This is a genomic window from Microbacterium sp. NPDC079356 (assembly GCF_049545465.1).
GTDB lineage: Bacteria > Actinomycetota > Actinomycetes > Actinomycetales > Microbacteriaceae > Microbacterium > Microbacterium gawkjiense.
Window position 1 is genome coordinate 144,282 of the sequence record NZ_JBMWDN010000003.1, and the last position, 15,725, is coordinate 160,006.

The window sequence follows — 15,725 nt, forward strand, 5'->3', positions numbered from 1 at the left end:
GTGGCGGCATGCACGCCATCGTCCCGCCGTACCTGCTCGCCCGCCTCGCGGCCGCTCCGGCCGAACGATTCCCGCACGCCGTCGCCGCCGCACGCGCGACCCTCGCCGTCCCGCGGGCGTACGCGCCGATGCGCGCGCACCTCGACCTGTCGGTCGACGGCGACGCCCTCGTCGTCTCGGCGGCGCCCGACCCCGACCGGCTGATCTCCGACGCGCAGAACCGCGAGGAGCTGCCGGGCACCCCCGCCCGCGCCGAGGGCGCCGCCCCCACCGGCGACCCGGCGGTCGACGAGGCGTACGACGGGCTCGGCGCGACCTTCAGCTTCTTCTGGGACGCCTTCGAGCGGGTCGGTCTCGACGGCCGCAGCGGCGCTCTCGCCGCCACCGTGCACTACGGCCGGGCGTACGACAACGCGTTCTGGGACGGCGAGCGCATGGTGTTCGGCGACGGCGACGGCGAGGTGTTCGCCGGGTTCACCCGTTCGCTCAGCGTCATCGCGCACGAGCTCGGGCACGGCGTCATCGAGAGCGCCGGCGGCCTCGACTACTCGGGGCAGTCCGGCGCGCTCAACGAATCGATCGCCGACGTCTTCGGGGCGCTCACCGACCAACACCACCGCGGCCAGACGGCGGATGCCGCGACCTGGCTCATCGGCGCCGAGATCTTCACCGACGCCGTCACCGGATCGGCGCTGCGCTCGCTCGCCGCCCCGGGCACCGCCTACGACGACGACGTGCTCGGCAAGGACCCGCAGCCCTCGCACATGCGCGATTTCGTCGAGACCTCGGGCGACAACGGCGGCGTGCACATCAATTCCGGCATCCCGAACAAGGCGTTCCACCTCGTCGCCACGGCGCTCGGCGGCTACGCCTGGGAGCGCGCGGGACGCATCTGGTACCTCACCCTCACCGCGGGTTCCCTCAGCCCCACCGCCACCTTCGCGCAGTTCGCGACGGCGACCGCGGACACCGCGGCGCGGGAGTACGGTGAGGACTCGGAGGAGGCCGTCGCCGTCCGCACCGCGTGGGCGAGCGTCGGAGTCGTGGAGGATGCCCGAACCCGCTGACCCGATGACGATCGTCGTGGTGCGCACCGGCGGCTTCGCGGGGCTGCGCCGGGCGTGGCGCGTCGAGGTCGCTCCCGAGGAGGCGGACGGGTGGATGCCGCTCATCGATGCGTGCCCGTGGGAGGAGCCACCGGCATCCGCTCCCGGCGCCGACCGGTTCTCGTGGGAGGTCGCCGTGGCCGGAGGCTCGTGCGACCGCCGTGCGTCGCTCGGCGACGGCGACGCCGCCGGCCCCTGGCGCGACCTGATCGACCGGGTGCAGGCCGACGGCGCGACGGTGCCGGCTCCCTGACTCAGCGCGCGCGGATGCGCGAGAGGATCGATTCCTTCTTCTTCGGGTTCAGGTGCTTCTGCAGGTAGATCGTGCCGAGCGATCGCCCGAACTTGTACCCGACGCGGCCCATCCGGCCCACCTCGACGAAACCGAGCCGCTCGTGCAGGGCGAGCGAGCCCTCGGCACCCTTGTCGCTGATGACGGCGACCATCTCGCGGATGCCCTTCTCCTCGCACGCGGCGATGAGGGCCTGCAGCAGCGCCGTGCCGAGCCCCTTGCCGGTGGCAGCCTGACCCAGGTAGATCGAGTTCTCGACCGTGTAGCGGAAGCCGCTCTTGCCCGTCCACGGCGAGACCAGGCCGTAGCCGAGGATCTGCCCGGTCGGCGAGACGGCGACGAGGAACGGCAGCCCGAGCTTCGTCAGGTGGTCGAACTTCTCCACCCACTGCGCGTGCGTCCAGCGCTTCTCGTCGAAGGTCACGACCGAGTTGGTGACGTAGTAGTTGTAGATCTCCCGGACGTCCGGCATGTCGGTGCGCACGGCGGGGCGCAGCTCGAAGGAGAACTCGCGCTCGGGCTCGGGCCGGCGGCGGAGGTGACGGGGCAGGCGACGACGATCGCGCTCGTACTCGTCCTCCAGCATGCCGCCAGCATACGGCTCACCGGCGGCCCGTCCCGTCAGTCGGGCAGTCGCCAGTCGACGGGGGCCGCCCCCTGCGCCTCGAGCAGCGCGTTCACCCGGGAGAACGGCCGCGACCCGAAGAAGCCACGCCGCGCCGAGAGGGGGGACGGATGCGCCGACTCGACGCGCGGGGTGTCACCCAGCATGGGGATGAGGCCTGCGGCATCCCTCCCCCACAGCACCGCGACGAGCGGACCGGTCCGGTCGACGAGGGTGCGGATCGCGTGCTCGGTGACGCGTTCCCACCCCCAGCCGCGGTGGGAGCCCGCCTCCCCGGGCGCGACGGTGAGGACGCGGTTGAGGAGCAGGACGCCCTGCTCGGTCCACGCCGACAGGTCGCCGTGGGGGGCCGGGGGGATGCCGAGATCGGCCGAGAGCTCGGCGTAGATGTTGGCGAGGCTGCGCGGCAGCGGACGCACGTGGCGCTCGACGGCGAACGAGAGGCCGATCGGATGCCCCGGGGTGGGGTACGGGTCCTGACCGACGATGAGCACCCGCACCCGCGACAGCGGCTGCGCGAAGGCGCGCAGGACGTGGCGTCCCTCGGGCAGGTAGCCGCGCTCGTCGGCGCGCAGGCGGTCGCCGAGGGCCGCGATGTCGGATGCCACGGGCCCGAGCGCCTGCGCCCATTCCGGGTCGAGCAGACCGTCGGCGGCCAGGTCGTCGAGCGAGCGGGCGGTCATGCGCCGGCGGGGAGCCCCTGGTCCTCCTGGACCACGGTTCCCCGGAACGACCAGGGGAAGTCGATCCAGAGGTCGGTCTCGCGCCACGAGTAGTCGGGCATCGCGATCGACCCGGGCTTCGTGTAGATGCACACCGAGCGGACGTCGGCGCCGGCCTCCCGCAGCATCTTCACGGCGAGCGCGAGGGTGCGGCCGCTGTCGGCGACGTCGTCGACGAGGAGCACGCGCTTGCCGGGCAGGGCGCCGAGGTCGAGGTCGGGCGGCAGGAGCGCGGGGGCGTCGAGCACCGTGCCGATGCCGGTGTAGAACTCGACGTTCAACGCACCGCAGCTCTTCACCCCCAAGCCGTACGCGATCGCTCCGGCGGGCAGCAGTCCCCCGCGGGCGATGGCGACGACGATGTCGGGAGCGAACCCGTCGGCGATGATCAAGCGCGCGAGGTCGCGGGTCGCCCCGCCGAAATCGTCCCAGGTCAACGTCTCGCGTTCGGCGGCCACCGGCATCCCTTCGTCCATGCGGTCCCAGACTACGGCCTGCGGGGAGGGCGCCTTCGCGGTCGCGGGCTCCTCCGGCGCTAGGCTCGCGCTCGTGACCGGCTCCGCGCGCTCCTCGGCCCTGCAATCGTCCGCGCTGCGTTCCTCGGCCGCGGGGATCACCGCCGGGCTCATCGGGTGGTTCATCCTCGTCGAGATCGTCAGCGGCATCCTGCAGGGGTTCTACGTGCCCCTGTTCAGCGACATCGTGATCCAGCTCGGGATCCGCGACGCCGACGTCAACTGGTTCGAGGCGGGGCAGCTGCTGCTCAGCGCCCTCGTCGTGCCGATCCTCGCGAAGCTCGGTGACATGTTCGGCCACAAGCGCATCCTGCTCGTCGCGGCGATCCTCACCGCGCTCGCCTCGTGGGGTCTCGTCTTCGCCGACTCGTTCTGGACGTTCCTGCTGTTCTGGTCGCTGCAGGGCTTCTACGTCGTGTGGCTCCCGCTCGAGATCGCGCTGATCTTCGAACGCGGGCGGCAGCAGAACCGCGGCGTCTCGATGACCCGGCGCGCCGCCGGCCTGCTGGTCGTGGGGCTCGAGGCCGGCGCCATCATGGGCGCCCTCGCGGCGGGTCGGATCTACGCGGCGACGGGCGACCTCGGCCTCACCCTCATGGTGCCCGCCGTCGCGGTCTCACTCATCGCGGTCGTCATCTGGGTCTTCGTGCCCGAGTCGACGCCGAGCGGCGAGCGCCGCCTCGACACGTGGGGCGTCGTCCTGCTCGCGTGGGGTCTGCTACTGGTCACCGGTGCATTGGCGTGGATGCGGCTCATCGGCGAGCTCGCACTCGGCCCGGTCGCGTGGGCGGGGGTCGTGGGGCTGTTCGTGGTCGGCGTCGGCGTGCTGGTCTGGTTCGTCCGTCACGAGCGGGGCCACGCCTCCCCGGTGATCGACGTGAAGGTCCTCGCCCGACCCGACATGTGGCCGGTGCAGGCGACCGCTTTCCTCATCGGCATCAGCCTGCTCGGTGCGCAGGGCCCGCTGTCCACCTACGCCGGGACGGACTCCTCGCTCGGCTACGGACTCGGATTGGATGCGACCGAGCGCTCGTACGTGATCGGGCTGTACCTCGTGTCGCTGATCGTCGGCGCGGTGCTGTTCGCCGTCACCTCGCGACGGGTCAGCCCGCGCCTCGCGCTCATCGCCGCCGCCGCCCTGGTGGGCATCGGGTACGCGCTCTTCCTGCCGTTCCACCTCGAGGTGTGGCAGGTGCTGCTGAATCTGTCGATCGCGGGCATCGGCTGCGGCGCGCTCGTGGGCGCCCTGCCCGCCGCCGCGGCGGCGGCCGCCCCGCTCGGCAAGACCGGTGAGGCCTCCGGCCTGACCAACACGACGAAGACGATCGGCGGCGCGTTCTCGTCCGCCGTGTTCGGCGTGGTCCTCGCCGCCGGCGCCGGCAGCGTCGTCGGTCAGACGGCGAGTTCGCTCGGCGGCTACCTCACGGTGTGGGCGATCTGCGCGGCCGGCGGATTCCTCGCCGCCGTGCTGCTGGTGTTCGTGCCGAAGGTGGCGTTCGCCGACGCCCCGCCCGCGGGCTGAGCGCGGTCAGTCCTTGTCGCTGCGGGGGCGGAGGCGCCCCCGCGCCAGCAGGTGCTGCGCCGACTGGGCGACCGGTCGCATCGTGACGAGGTCGAGGTTCACGTGTCCCGGCGCCTCGAGCGCGTACCCGATGACGTCGGCGACGTCGGCCGCCGTCAGCGGCTCGTCGACGCCGTCGTAGACCTTCTCGGCCGCGGCCCGGTCGCCGCCGAGGCGGTTGAGTGAGAACTCCTCGGTCTGCACCATCCCGGGGGCGATCTCGACGACGCGGATCGGCTCGCCGTTCAGCTCGAGCCGCAGCGCGTGCACCAGCATCGACTCGCCCGCCTTCGCCGCGTTGTACCCCGCACCGCCCGGGTAGGCGGTCTGGGCCGCGGTCGAGGTGACGTAGACCGTGTCGGCGTGACCGTCGGCCTCGGCGGCGCGCCGCAGGAGCGGCAGGAGGGCTGCCGTCAGCAGCTGCGCCGACAGGACGTTGGCCTCGAACATCCAGCGCCAGTCGGCGGCGTCGCCGTCCTCGACGCGCTGCGTCCCGCGGGCGCCGCCCGCGACGTGGACGAGCGCGTGCACCGGACCGGTGTCAGCGAGGTGCGCGGCGAGCGCCGCGACGTCCGCCTCGCTCGTGAGGTCGGCGGCATACGAGCGCGACCCGATCTCGGCGTCGAGGGCCTCCAGCCGCGCTGCGCGCCGAGCCACTCCCACGACGTCCCAGCCCCTCGCGCGGAGGTCGCGCACGACCGCCTCACCGATCCCCGAGCTCGCGCCGGTCACCACTGCACGTCGATTCGCCATGAGGTCCACGCTAGCCACTCGCGACCCGCCCCCGGCACGCCGTCACGTTACGCCGCGTGTCCGTTCCGTTGTCCTCGCCGGATGCGGCTCGTAACGTCGGTGTCGAGCCCGCGGCATCCGTCCGCAGGCCCTCACATCCATCGTCCACTCACGCAGGGAGCCCGTCATGTCCGCACCCGAGAACTGGCGCTTCGAGACCAAGCAGATCCACACCGGCGCCGCTCCGGACCCGGTCACCAAGGCCCGCGCCACACCGATCTACCAGACGACGTCGTACGTCTTCGACAACGCCGACCACGCCGCGAACCTGTTCGCCCTGGCGGAGTTCGGCAACATCTACACGCGCATCCAGAACCCGACGCAGGACGTCCTCGAGCAGCGTCTCGCGGGCCTCGAGGGCGGTACCGGTGCCCTCCTCGTCTCTTCCGGCCAGGCGGCCTCCACCTTCGCCATCCTCAACATCGCACAGGCGGGCGACCACATCGTCTCGTCGAGCTCGATCTACGGCGGCACCTACAACCTCTTCAAGTACACGCTCGCCAAGCTCGGCATCGAGACGACGTTCGTCGAGAACCAGGACGACGCCGAAGAATGGCGTCGCGCGGTCCGCCCGAACACGAAGCTCTTCTTCGCCGAGACGATCGGCAACCCGCAGATCAACGTCCTCGACATCCGGACGGTCGCCGACGTCGCCCACGCCTCCGGTGTGCCGCTCATCGTCGACAACACCATCGCGACCCCGTACCTGATCCGCCCGTTCGAGCACGGCGCCGACATCGTCGTCCACTCGGTGACCAAGTTCCTCGGCGGCCACGGCACGACCATCGGCGGCGTCATCGTCGACGGCGGCTCGTTCCCCTGGTCGGAGCACTCCGAGCGCTTCCCCGGCCTGACCACGCCCGACGAGTCGTACCACGGCGCCGTCTACACCGCAGCGGTCGGCGACGCCCTCGCCTACATCATCAAGGCGCGCGTGCAGCTGCTGCGCGACCTCGGCTCGGCCATCTCGCCGCAGAGCGCGTGGAACCTCATCCAGGGCGTCGAGACGCTGTCGCTGCGCATCGAGCGCCACGTGCAGAACGCGCAGGAGATCGCGGAGTGGCTCGAGAACCACCCCGACGTCGCCTCGGTGAACTACTCGGGTCTGCCCACCTCGCCCTGGTACGCCGCGGCGAACCGCTACGCCCCCAAGGGCGTCGGCGCGGTGCTGTCGTTCGAGCTGAAGGGCGGCGTCGCCGCAGGTCGCGAGTTCGTCAACGCGCTCACCCTGTTCAGCCACCTCGCGAACATCGGCGACGTGCGCTCGCTCGTCATCCACCCGGCATCCACGACGCACTCGCAGCTGACCCCGGAGCAGCAGCTCACCTCGGGCGTCACGCCCGGCCTCGTCCGCCTCTCGGTCGGCCTCGAGAACATCGACGACCTGAAGGCCGACCTCGACCAGGCCCTCGCCGCCGCGCGCCGCCTCTCGGAGGCCGCCCGCGCCTGACCTCCCCTCCTCAGGAGACCGACACCCCGCCCGGGTCACCGCGGCGGGGTGTCGCGCGTCCGGCCCGATACGCTCGAGGGAAGACGATGAAACGCTACGGACCTCTTCACGCTGTGCCTGACGGGCTCGCGATCGGCGATCCCGGTCGGCGTCACCTCGTCCTCGGCGTGGACACCATCAGTCACCGAGATGGACCCGCCGTGACGCAGCAGGTCGACTGGACCGAGATCCGGGGTGCCACCCTGGACCTGAGGACCACACGGTTCCCGTTCCCCGGCGCGTTCTCGGGCCTGTGGAGTTCCGTCCTGGTCATGATCACGCAGACCGACCCGGACCTCGACCTGGCGCCCGGCACCGCCGTGCTCACGACGGACCACCGGTCTCTGCGCCTGGATCTGGACCGGCACCACCCCGGCGGTTACTGGCATCCCATCGTGTCGAGGACCCAGCTGCTCATGGACCGTCTGGTCGAGGATGCCGCGTCCCGCCCGCTGCTGCGTCAGTCGAACGCTGTGCTGGACTCGATCGTCTCCTCGGTCCGCCGCGCGCGGGTCGCCTAGCGATCCGCGCGACGGAGCAGTGCTCGCCGCTTGCGGTGGAGCCGCCACCAGCTGAACGAGCTCCGCGCCTGGATACGGCCGAGCTCCACCAGACTCGGGAGCCCTCGAGAGGCCAACTCGCGCGAGATCGCATCGGAGTCGTCCGTGCCCCCGTGCGCCTCGATGACGGCATGCGCCTGCGTCACGCGTTCGCTGGACAGCGGGTGCGCCGCGATCTGAGAATCGACCTTCGCGATCCTCCGTGCCAGCTCCTCAGGTTGCACGGCGATCACTTGCCCAGTGCGCAGGCGAGCGCGGACGCGCCGAGGCCACCCCAGATCGTGCCGGTGGCGAAGGCCTGCGTGATCTGCGGCCCTTTGAGCCCGAGGCCCAGGAGGCACTTGAACACCCACGGAGCGATCCAGATCGGATCCGCCACCACCGGGTAGGCGACCCCCGCCGCGCGGTGATCGACGACCTGGATGAGCGTGGAGCCCTCGATCTCGTAGTGCGTCGCGACAGGGTCGCCGTCCGCGTCGAGTGCCCAGGCATCCGCGACCACGGCGAGGACAGTGCCGTCAGCGGCGACGACCGCGGCGCCGTCCTCGGTCGATCGCAACGACTCGCCGACGCCGAGGTCGACGTCGTACTCGAGATGCTCCGGCGCGTCGGCGGAAGTGATCGTCGTCAGCATCTGCACACCCGCGTCACCGACGATCACAGAATTGGTCAGGGACTCACCCGGGTAGGTCACCGCCCCACCCTGGAGGAGGACGGCATCGCCCGCCGCGTCCGCCTCGGGGAGATCGATCGTCAAGGGCGACCGCCCGGGAGAGTGTATAGACACCCCGTCCGTCAACCGCGACGGGACACCGATGGTGCCCTGGCTGGTCTGCACCGTCCCGGTCCCGGCTCCATCGGATGCAGCAAGGAGCAGTGACTCATCCAGATTCGCCAGTGATTGCGCAGCGACGGCGATCGAGGCCGCGTCGACCTCGTCGTCCGCCGATGCGATGGAGGGGAATGCCACGATGGTCGACGCCAGGAGCGCTGTAACCATCGTGAGGGAGGCGGTGCGGCGCCAGGAACGTGTCATCAGGGTCTCTTCCGGTGGAGCGATCAGGTCACAGAATGGTGATCTCCCCGACGCTAACGACGGGTCCGAAGGTGCCGCGCCCGCCTTTCGGCGGAAACTTTCGAAGGTGTCCGTGCCCCCCGTAACACTGCGCTGACCCTCCCCATCGGCCGGGAGAATGGTCGTATGGACTGGCAGGCCTCGGAAGACACGGTGCCCTCGGCTCCGGTGACCGAGGCAGACGCCCGGTCGCTCCTCGGGCGCCCACCGGCGACCGGCGCCTGGCGCGACGGCGACCCGATCGGGGAGCGCAGGTTCGCGCGGTTCGGCGCGTTCACCACCGAGAGCGGGGCAAGCCTCCCCGGCATCCGTCTCGCCTACGAGACCTGGGGCGAGCTGTCCCCCGCCCGCGACAACGCCGTGCTGATCCTGCACGCCCTCACGGGCGACAGCCACGTGCGCGGCGAGGCGGGTCCCGGCCACGCGACCGACGGCTGGTGGGGTGAGATCGTCGGCCCGGGCGCCCCGATCGACACCGACCGGTGGTTCGTCATCGCACCGAACATCCTGGGGGGATGCCAGGGGTCGACCGGCCCCGCGAGCATCGCCCCCGACGGCTACGAGTGGGCGTCGCGGTTCCCCTTCCTCACGATCCGCGACCAGGTCGCCGCGCAGGTCATGCTCGCCGACGCCCTCGGTGTCGACGTGTGGGCGGGAGTGGTCGGCGGCTCGATGGGCGGCATGCACGCGCTCGAGTGGGCGGTCACGCATCCCGAGCGGGTCGAGCGGCTCGGCGTGCTGTGCTCCCCGCCGACGACGACCGCCGACCAGGTCGCGCTCAACTCCGTGCAGCTCGCGGCGATCCAGATGGACCCCCGGTTCGCCGGCGGCCACTACTACGACGCACCCGACGGCGACGGTCCGCATCGCGGCCTGTCGCTCGCGCGCCGCATGGCCCTGCTGAACTACCGCACGCCCACCGAACTGAACCAGCGGTTCCAGCGGTCGTGGCAGTCCGACAAGAGTCCGTTCGGCGAGGGCGGCCGGTACGCCGTGGAGAGCTACCTCGACTTCCACGGCAACCGCTTCACGCGCCGCTTCGACGCGAACTCGTACCTGACCCTCGTCGAGGCGATGAACTCGCACGACGTCGGGCGCGATCGCGGCGGCGTCGAGGACGCCCTGGCACGCGTCACGGCGCGCACGCTCGTGCTGGGCATCGACAGCGACCGGCTGTTCCCCGTGGAAGGCCAGCACCGCATCAGCCGCGGCATCCGCACCACCATCGACGACGACACCGTCGTGCTGCACAGCGACTTCGGCCACGACGGGTTCCTCATCGAGACCGAGCCCGTCGGTCGTCACCTGCGCCGTCTGCTCGAGAGCTGACGTTCAGCGGGGCGACAGATCCGGGGCGATCCGCGTCCCGAAGGTGTGCCGCAGCGCCGACCGCGCCGCGTGCCAGCCCGCGAGCCCGTGCACCCCAGGCCCGGGACTCGTCGACGCGGAGCAGAGGTAGACGCCCTCGAGAGGCGTCCGCCACGGCTCGGGCGAGACGACGGGTCGCTTCAGCAGCTGCCAGAGCGCCGGGGCGCCCGCGGCGATGTCGCCGCCGGGGTAGTTGGGGTTCTCCGCCTCGACCTCGACGGCGTTCCGCGAGTTGACGGCGAGGATCAGGTCGCGGAAGCCGGGGGCGAAGCGCTCGATCTGCCGGATGACGGCCTCGGCCCGGTCGGCCGTGCTCCCCGCGGGGACGTGCGTGTACGTCCACAGGGTGTGGCCGCCCGCCGGCGCGCGCGACGCGTCGAACGACGAGGGCTGCGCGACGAGCACGTAGGGCGCGTCCGGAAGGCCGCCGTGCGCGATGAGGGTCTCGGATGCCGCGACCTCGGCGCGCGTGCCCCCGACGTGCACTGTGCCGGCCGCCGCGACCTCGGGATTCGCCCACGGCACCGGTCCCGACAGGGCGAAGTCGACCTTCGCGACCGCCCCGCCGTATCGGAACCGTTCGAGCGCACCGCGGTACCCCGCGGGCACGGCGTCGCCCGCCATCCGCAGGAACGCGCGCGGGATGACGTCGAGCAGCACGGCGCGCGCCGGCGGCAGTTCGGCGAGCGAGGTGACCTCGTGGTCGGTCACGATCTCGCCGCCGTGGGCGCGCAGGTCGTCGGCCATCGCGTCGACGATCGCCTGGCTGCCGCCGACCGGGATCGGCCAGCCGCGGGCGTGGGCGTAGGTCGTCAGGGCGAGGCCGGCCCCCGCGCCGGCGAGGCTCGGCAGCGGCAGGATCGTGTGCGCGGCGACCCCCGTGAGCAGCGCCGGCGCGGCATCCTCTCGGAACCGGGCGTTCCACAGCGGACTCCCCTGCTCCAGGGTGCGGGCGCCGAACCAGCCCGCCGCGAGCGGATGCCGGGGCATGCGCAGCAGCGGATGCCCCGTGAAGTCGGCGACCTCCGAGGCACGGTCGACGAGGGGGCGCAGGAGCCGCGCGTAGGCGTCGCCGTCGCGGCCCAGGCCGTCGGCGGTGCGGTCGAGGTCACGGTAGGCGACGCCCGCGCGACCGCCGTCGAGCGGATGCGCGAACGACGCCTCCGGGACGACGAACGCGACGCGCCGGCCGAGGCCGAACTCGCGGAAGAAGCGGCTCTCGAACGCGAGCGGATGCACGGCGGAGCAGACGTCGTGGTGGTACCCGGGGAGGGTCATCTCGGTCGTCCGGGCTCCGCCGCCGATCGTCGCGCCCTTCTCGTAGACGCGGACGGCCAAGCCCGCACGGGCGAGGGCGACGGCCGCGGCGAGGCCGTTGGGGCCCGCCCCCACGACGACGGCGTCGAGGTCGCTCATTCGGCGACGCCCTCGTCCTCGGCGGTCGTCTCGTCGGTCGGCCGCGCGGCGCGCCCCTCGGCGAGGTACGCGAGCCGGTGCAGCGTCTCGTGGTTGCGCAGCTGCAGGACGACATCGAGGAGCGGCTGCGGCACGAGGCTTCCCGGCCCCGCGACGGCCTCCTCCTGGATGCGAACGATGCAGCCGTCCCGGTGCGGCTTGACCTGGATGTCGACCTGGGCCTCGCCCATCGGCCATCCCTTCGCCCGCAGCAGCACGTGGCGGGGCGGGTCGTAGACGAGCACCTCGGTCGCGTCGTCGATGAGCACCGGCCAGACGCCGAACGAGTGGTGCAGCCGGGAGCCCACCTGCGGCCACGTGTCGGCGACCTCGCGCATGCGGGACGCGCCGACCACCCATGACGGGAACAGCCAGCCGTCCGCGAGGACGGCGAACACGTCGTCGGGTGTGCAGGCGAACCGGCGCGAGTTACGGGACATGGCTCGACGCTAGCGAGTCACGGGCTCGGTCGTAGACGGGGTTGCGCCGCCCGCTGCGGCGTGTCAGACCAGGGCGGGTGTGCGGGCGTGCCGCCGCTCGAGGGTGACGCTGAGCGCGGCGATGCCGAGCCCGGCGAGCGCGAGGAGGAAGCCGACCCACACGGGCGCCGCGAAGCCGAACCCCGCGGCGATGACGGCACCGCCCAGGGCCGCTCCCATGGCGTTGCCGGTGTTGAGGGCGGAGTGGTTGAGCGCGGCGGCGATCGACTGGTTGTCGCCGGCGACGTCCATGAGGCGGGTCTGGATGGTGGGACTCACCGCCGACGCGGCGAAGGCGACCGCGAAGACGAAGATCACGACCGTCACGATCCACCCCGAGGTCAGGGCGAGCAGCAGCAGCGACAGCGCCAGCAGGCCGAGCAGCCCGAACATCGCGCGGATGAGGTCGACGTCGGCGAGGTGCCCGCCGACGAGGTTGCCCACCGTCATCCCGATCCCGAGGATCACGAGCGTGATCGGGACGACCCACGCGGGCGACCCGGCGGCCTCGGTCACGAGCGGCGACACGTACGTGTAGACGGCGAAGAAGCCGCCGAAGCCGATGGCGCCGATCCCGAGCGCGAACCAGACCTGTCCGATGCGGAAGACCCCGAGCTCGGCGCGGAGGGTGCGCGAAGGCTCCCCCGCCCGGCGCGGCACCGTCACGGCGATCGCGGCGGTCGCAGCGGCGAAGATGGCGACGACGAGCACGAACGCCCACCGCCAGCCCAGGTTCTGCCCGAGGAAGGTGCCGACCGGCACGCCGACGACGTTCGCGACCGTCAGACCGGTCAGCACGAAGGCGACCCCCTTGGCCCGGTTCCCCGGACCCATGACGTCGGCGGCCACGAGCGCGCCGATGCCGAAGTACGCGCCGTGGGGCAGTCCCGCCAGGAGGCGCGATGCCGCGACGAGCTCGAACGTCGGCAGCACGAGGGTCAGCGCGTTGAACAGCGTCAGCGCCGCCGCGAGCAGGATCATGACGCGGTGACGCGGGTACTTGGCGACGGATGCCGCGATCGTCGGCGCTCCGATGACCACCCCGAGCGCGTAGAGCGTGATGAGCCACCCCGCCTGTGCGATCGCGTCCTCCTGCGAGCTCGCCCACGCGGCGGGCAGCAGCTCGCGCGCGATCTCGGGGAGCAGCCCCATCACGACGAACTCGGTCATGCCGATGCCGAAGCTGCCGACGGCGAGCGCGAGGAGGGCGCGGCGGGGACGCGTGGGGGCGGAGATCACTCCGAGATCGTAGTCCCGCTCCCCTGCTCGCCACGAATCGATTCGATCGCCGTCTCCAACCGGGCGATCTTGCCGTCGATCTCGCCGGTGTACCCCGGGCGGATGTCGGCCTTCAGCACGAGCGAGACACGGGAACCGAAGGGCTGCACGGCGTCGACGGCGCCCTTGACGACGGCCATCACCTCGTCCCACTCCCCCTCGATCTCGGTGAACATGCTGGTGGTGCGGTGGGGCAGCCCCGACGCGCGGACGACCGTGACGGCCGCGGCGACCGCGTCGTGGACGGAACCGTCCGGGTTGCCGTCACCGGAGGGGGCGACGGAGAAGGCGACGAGCATGGGAGGACCTCCGGGATCAGGGGGCGACGCGGACGGGAGCGGACACGGATGCGGGAAGGCGGACGAGGCGCGCGACCATCCACACGAGGAGCCCCACCAGCACGAGGTTGCGGAGCGTGAGGACCGCGACGGGCAGGACCGCCGGTGTGATGATGCCGCCGTAGAGGACGGGATACACGAGCTGGGTGAGCGCGGCGGCCGTGAGCACGAGGGCGGCCGGTGCCGCCCATCGGCGCCGGTCGATCACGAGGCCCAGGACGGTGGGGGCGAACAGCCAGGTGTGGAACTGCGGCGACCCGACCTTGTTGGCGACAATGAGGACGAGCACGAGGGCGAGCGCGAGGACGGGGAACAGGCGCACGAACGGCACTCCGCGACGCACCTGCCAGGTCCCGAGCAGGAGGACGCCGGCGGCCGCGAGGGCGAGCAGTGGCGTCATCGCGGCGACGACGAGGTCGACCTGCGGGCCGGTGACCTGGAAGGTGAGCAGGCCCTGGTCGTAGTACACCGCCGACCCGTCGGCGCCCAGCAGCGCACCCCAGACGTACGGCGCGCTCACGGGCGCCTCGACCTGCAGTCCGCGTCCGGTCTGCCCGGTGACGAATCCCAGCGCGTGGTCCGCTCCGCCGGCGGCGACGACGACACCCAGCACCGCGACGCTCACGAGCGCTGCGGCGGCGATCACCCTCGCGCGGCGGCGCACCGCGACGACGGCCGCCGCGAGGAGGGCGGCGGGCCACACCTTGATCCAGGTCGCGGCCGCGAGGAGCGCGGCGGCGAGCGCGGGCCGGCGCAGCAGCCACAGGCATCCGAGGATCGCCAGCGGTACCGAGACCGCATCGATCCGATACAGGCCGACGGGGCCGAGGCAGACGATCGCCGCGAGCCAGAAGACGGCGGCGACGACGCGCCCGCGGGAGCGTCCGCGGCCGACGAGCACACCGAAGGCGACCGCGTCGACCAGCGTCACGAGCACGGCCCAGCCGACCGTGTAGTCGCCCACGAGGCCGGCGGGCAGATGGGCGAGCAGCATGGGCAGCAGCGCGAGCTGGGGGTAGACCCAGTCCTGCGTCACGCCCACGACGCCGCCGCCCGAGAACACCGCGCGCGACCACGGCTCGTACACGCGGTACACGTCGCCCATGGGCTCGTTCGGCAGGACGAACCCCAGCAGGCCGACACCCGCGTGGACGAGGACGAACACGGTCCACAGCAGCACGCGGTTCGTCACGCGCCCAGCCTACGGGCGCCGCCGACCGACGCGTGTCAGCCGGCCAGCACCTCGGCGACCGTCAATGGCAGGTGCTCCGCGACGTCGAGCGCCGCGATCGGTCCGCCGCGGTGGGCGGCGACGGCGAGCGCCGCCGCGTGGCCGTGCAGCCAGACAGCGGATGCCGCGGCCCGCTGCAGCGCGCCCAGGTCGCCCGGCGCCCCGCCCCGCCCGACGACCCCGGCGATCACGGCACCGACCGTCCCGGCGAGGACGTCGCCGGTGCCGGCCGTCGCGAGCCAGGAGGTGGGAGCCGTGATCCCGATCGCCTCTTCGCCGGGCGCGGCGACCACCGTCGTCGCGCCCTTGCGCACCACCACACCGCCGAGGACGGCCGCCGTCTCGGACGCATCGTCCACGTCCGGGTCGAGCCCCAGCATCCGCCGCAGCCGCTCGTGCTCGCGGCCGTGCGGTGTCGCCACGACCGGCGCAGCCGCCGCCGGGGCGAGATCCAGGGCGCCGGCGTCGACCACGACGGGGACCTCCCCCGAGAGGATGCCGCCGAGCGCGGCGCGCTCGCGCGCGGAGCGGTGCGCGGCATCCGTCCCCGACCCGACCACCCACGCCTGCACGCGACCGTCCGCGGTCACCGTCTCCGGGCGTCGGGCGAGCACGAGGTCCGCCGCGCGCTGCGGTCCGAGATAGCGCACCATGCCGACGCCCGTCCGCCAGGCGGCTTCGACGCCGAGCACCGCCGCACCGGGGAAGGCCGTCGATCCGGTCCGCAGGCCGACCACACCGCGGGAATACTTGTCGTCGTCCGCCGTTGGCCCGAAGACGACCTCGGCCGTGTCCGCCCTCGTCCATCCCCGCGCCGCCATGGCGCCCACCCTACTGCG

The 15,725-nt window shown here is 72.5% G+C and carries 17 protein-coding genes; 6 read left to right on the forward strand and 11 right to left on the reverse strand.

Going from position 1 to position 15,725, the window contains the following annotated elements; genetic code table 11:
* Nucleotides 1–8 precede the first annotated feature (8 nt).
* Nucleotides 9–1,067 (forward strand): M4 family metallopeptidase, encoded by a 1,059-nt coding sequence (locus ACPEH0_RS09290; protein WP_366214101.1) that lies wholly within the window; start codon nt 9–11, stop codon nt 1,065–1,067.
* Nucleotides 1,051–1,359, forward strand: a complete 309-nt coding sequence (locus ACPEH0_RS09295) for a protealysin inhibitor emfourin (RefSeq protein ID WP_217531139.1) — start codon at nt 1,051–1,053, stop codon at nt 1,357–1,359. The genes ACPEH0_RS09290 and ACPEH0_RS09295 overlap by 17 nt, the downstream gene beginning before the upstream one ends.
* A gap of 1 nt (nt 1,360) precedes the next feature.
* On the opposite strand, the gene ACPEH0_RS09300 is transcribed toward ACPEH0_RS09295, so the two are convergent.
* Genes ACPEH0_RS09300 through ACPEH0_RS09310 form a run of 3 tightly spaced genes read right to left on the reverse strand, consistent with a single transcriptional unit; the run spans nt 1,361 to nt 3,221 of the window.
* The gene (locus ACPEH0_RS09300) at nt 1,361–1,984 is read right to left on the reverse strand and encodes a GNAT family N-acetyltransferase (protein WP_217531138.1); all 624 of its coding nucleotides are present in this window, start codon (nt 1,982–1,984) and stop codon (nt 1,361–1,363) included.
* A 35-nt stretch (nt 1,985–2,019) separates the two neighbouring features.
* The gene (locus ACPEH0_RS09305) at nt 2,020–2,706 is read right to left on the reverse strand and encodes a uracil-DNA glycosylase (RefSeq protein WP_366214100.1); all 687 of its coding nucleotides are present in this window, start codon (nt 2,704–2,706) and stop codon (nt 2,020–2,022) included.
* Nucleotides 2,703–3,221, reverse strand: a complete 519-nt coding sequence (locus tag ACPEH0_RS09310) for a phosphoribosyltransferase (RefSeq protein ID WP_366214099.1) — start codon at nt 3,219–3,221, stop codon at nt 2,703–2,705. The genes ACPEH0_RS09305 and ACPEH0_RS09310 overlap by 4 nt, the downstream gene beginning before the upstream one ends.
* 115 nt (nt 3,222–3,336) lie before the next feature.
* On the opposite strand from ACPEH0_RS09310, the gene ACPEH0_RS09315 reads away from it, so the two are divergent.
* Nucleotides 3,337–4,782, forward strand: coding sequence for an MFS transporter (locus ACPEH0_RS09315; protein ID WP_366214201.1), 1,446 nt, complete (start codon nt 3,337–3,339; stop codon nt 4,780–4,782).
* A gap of 6 nt (nt 4,783–4,788) precedes the next feature.
* Here the strand turns inward: ACPEH0_RS09315 and ACPEH0_RS09320 are convergent, their stop codons facing one another.
* Nucleotides 4,789–5,574: an SDR family oxidoreductase gene (locus ACPEH0_RS09320; RefSeq protein ID WP_217531135.1), complete on the reverse strand. Its 786-nt coding sequence runs from the start codon at nt 5,572–5,574 to the stop codon at nt 4,789–4,791.
* A gap of 166 nt (nt 5,575–5,740) precedes the next feature.
* Between ACPEH0_RS09320 and ACPEH0_RS09325 the strand changes: the two genes are divergently transcribed.
* Together ACPEH0_RS09325 and ACPEH0_RS09330 are read left to right on the forward strand one after the other, a co-directional pair.
* The gene (locus tag ACPEH0_RS09325) at nt 5,741–7,063 is read left to right on the forward strand and encodes a bifunctional o-acetylhomoserine/o-acetylserine sulfhydrylase (RefSeq protein WP_366214098.1); all 1,323 of its coding nucleotides are present in this window, start codon (nt 5,741–5,743) and stop codon (nt 7,061–7,063) included.
* A gap of 200 nt (nt 7,064–7,263) precedes the next feature.
* On the forward strand, nt 7,264–7,623 hold the full coding sequence (locus ACPEH0_RS09330; protein WP_359918049.1) for a hypothetical protein: 360 nt from the start codon (nt 7,264–7,266) through the stop codon (nt 7,621–7,623).
* 268 nt (nt 7,624–7,891) lie between these two features.
* Here the strand turns inward: ACPEH0_RS09330 and ACPEH0_RS09335 are convergent, their stop codons facing one another.
* Nucleotides 7,892–8,698 carry a hypothetical protein gene (locus tag ACPEH0_RS09335; protein ID WP_366214097.1) on the reverse strand — a complete coding sequence of 269 codons (807 nt, stop codon included), beginning with the start codon at nt 8,696–8,698 and terminating at the stop codon, nt 7,892–7,894.
* A 165-nt stretch (nt 8,699–8,863) separates the two neighbouring features.
* Between ACPEH0_RS09335 and metX the strand changes: the two genes are divergently transcribed.
* Complete coding sequence (metX, locus tag ACPEH0_RS09340; RefSeq protein ID WP_366214096.1) at nt 8,864–10,066, forward strand: homoserine O-acetyltransferase MetX; 1,203 nt, start codon at nt 8,864–8,866, stop codon at nt 10,064–10,066.
* A gap of 3 nt (nt 10,067–10,069) precedes the next feature.
* Here metX and ACPEH0_RS09345 read toward each other — a convergent pair whose 3' ends face one another.
* The 6 genes from ACPEH0_RS09345 to ACPEH0_RS09370 all read right to left on the reverse strand — a co-directional run bounded on the left by ACPEH0_RS09345 (nt 10,070) and on the right by ACPEH0_RS09370 (nt 15,716).
* Complete coding sequence (locus ACPEH0_RS09345; RefSeq protein WP_366214095.1) at nt 10,070–11,521, reverse strand: phytoene desaturase family protein; 1,452 nt, start codon at nt 11,519–11,521, stop codon at nt 10,070–10,072.
* Nucleotides 11,518–12,000, reverse strand: a complete 483-nt coding sequence (locus tag ACPEH0_RS09350; protein WP_064001434.1) for an SRPBCC family protein — start codon at nt 11,998–12,000, stop codon at nt 11,518–11,520. Before ACPEH0_RS09350 ends, ACPEH0_RS09345 begins: the two co-directional genes overlap by 4 nt.
* A gap of 63 nt (nt 12,001–12,063) precedes the next feature.
* Nucleotides 12,064–13,278 carry an MFS transporter gene (locus ACPEH0_RS09355; protein ID WP_366214094.1) on the reverse strand — a complete coding sequence of 405 codons (1,215 nt, stop codon included), beginning with the start codon at nt 13,276–13,278 and terminating at the stop codon, nt 12,064–12,066.
* Complete coding sequence (locus ACPEH0_RS09360) at nt 13,275–13,616, reverse strand: thiamine-binding protein (protein ID WP_064001432.1); 342 nt, start codon at nt 13,614–13,616, stop codon at nt 13,275–13,277. The genes ACPEH0_RS09355 and ACPEH0_RS09360 overlap by 4 nt, the downstream gene beginning before the upstream one ends.
* A 16-nt stretch (nt 13,617–13,632) precedes the next feature.
* Nucleotides 13,633–14,847: a hypothetical protein gene (locus ACPEH0_RS09365; RefSeq protein ID WP_366214093.1), complete on the reverse strand. Its 1,215-nt coding sequence runs from the start codon at nt 14,845–14,847 to the stop codon at nt 13,633–13,635.
* A 35-nt stretch (nt 14,848–14,882) separates the two neighbouring features.
* Nucleotides 14,883–15,716: an ADP-dependent NAD(P)H-hydrate dehydratase gene (locus ACPEH0_RS09370; protein WP_253035560.1), complete on the reverse strand. Its 834-nt coding sequence runs from the start codon at nt 15,714–15,716 to the stop codon at nt 14,883–14,885.
* Nucleotides 15,717–15,725 lie beyond the last annotated feature (9 nt).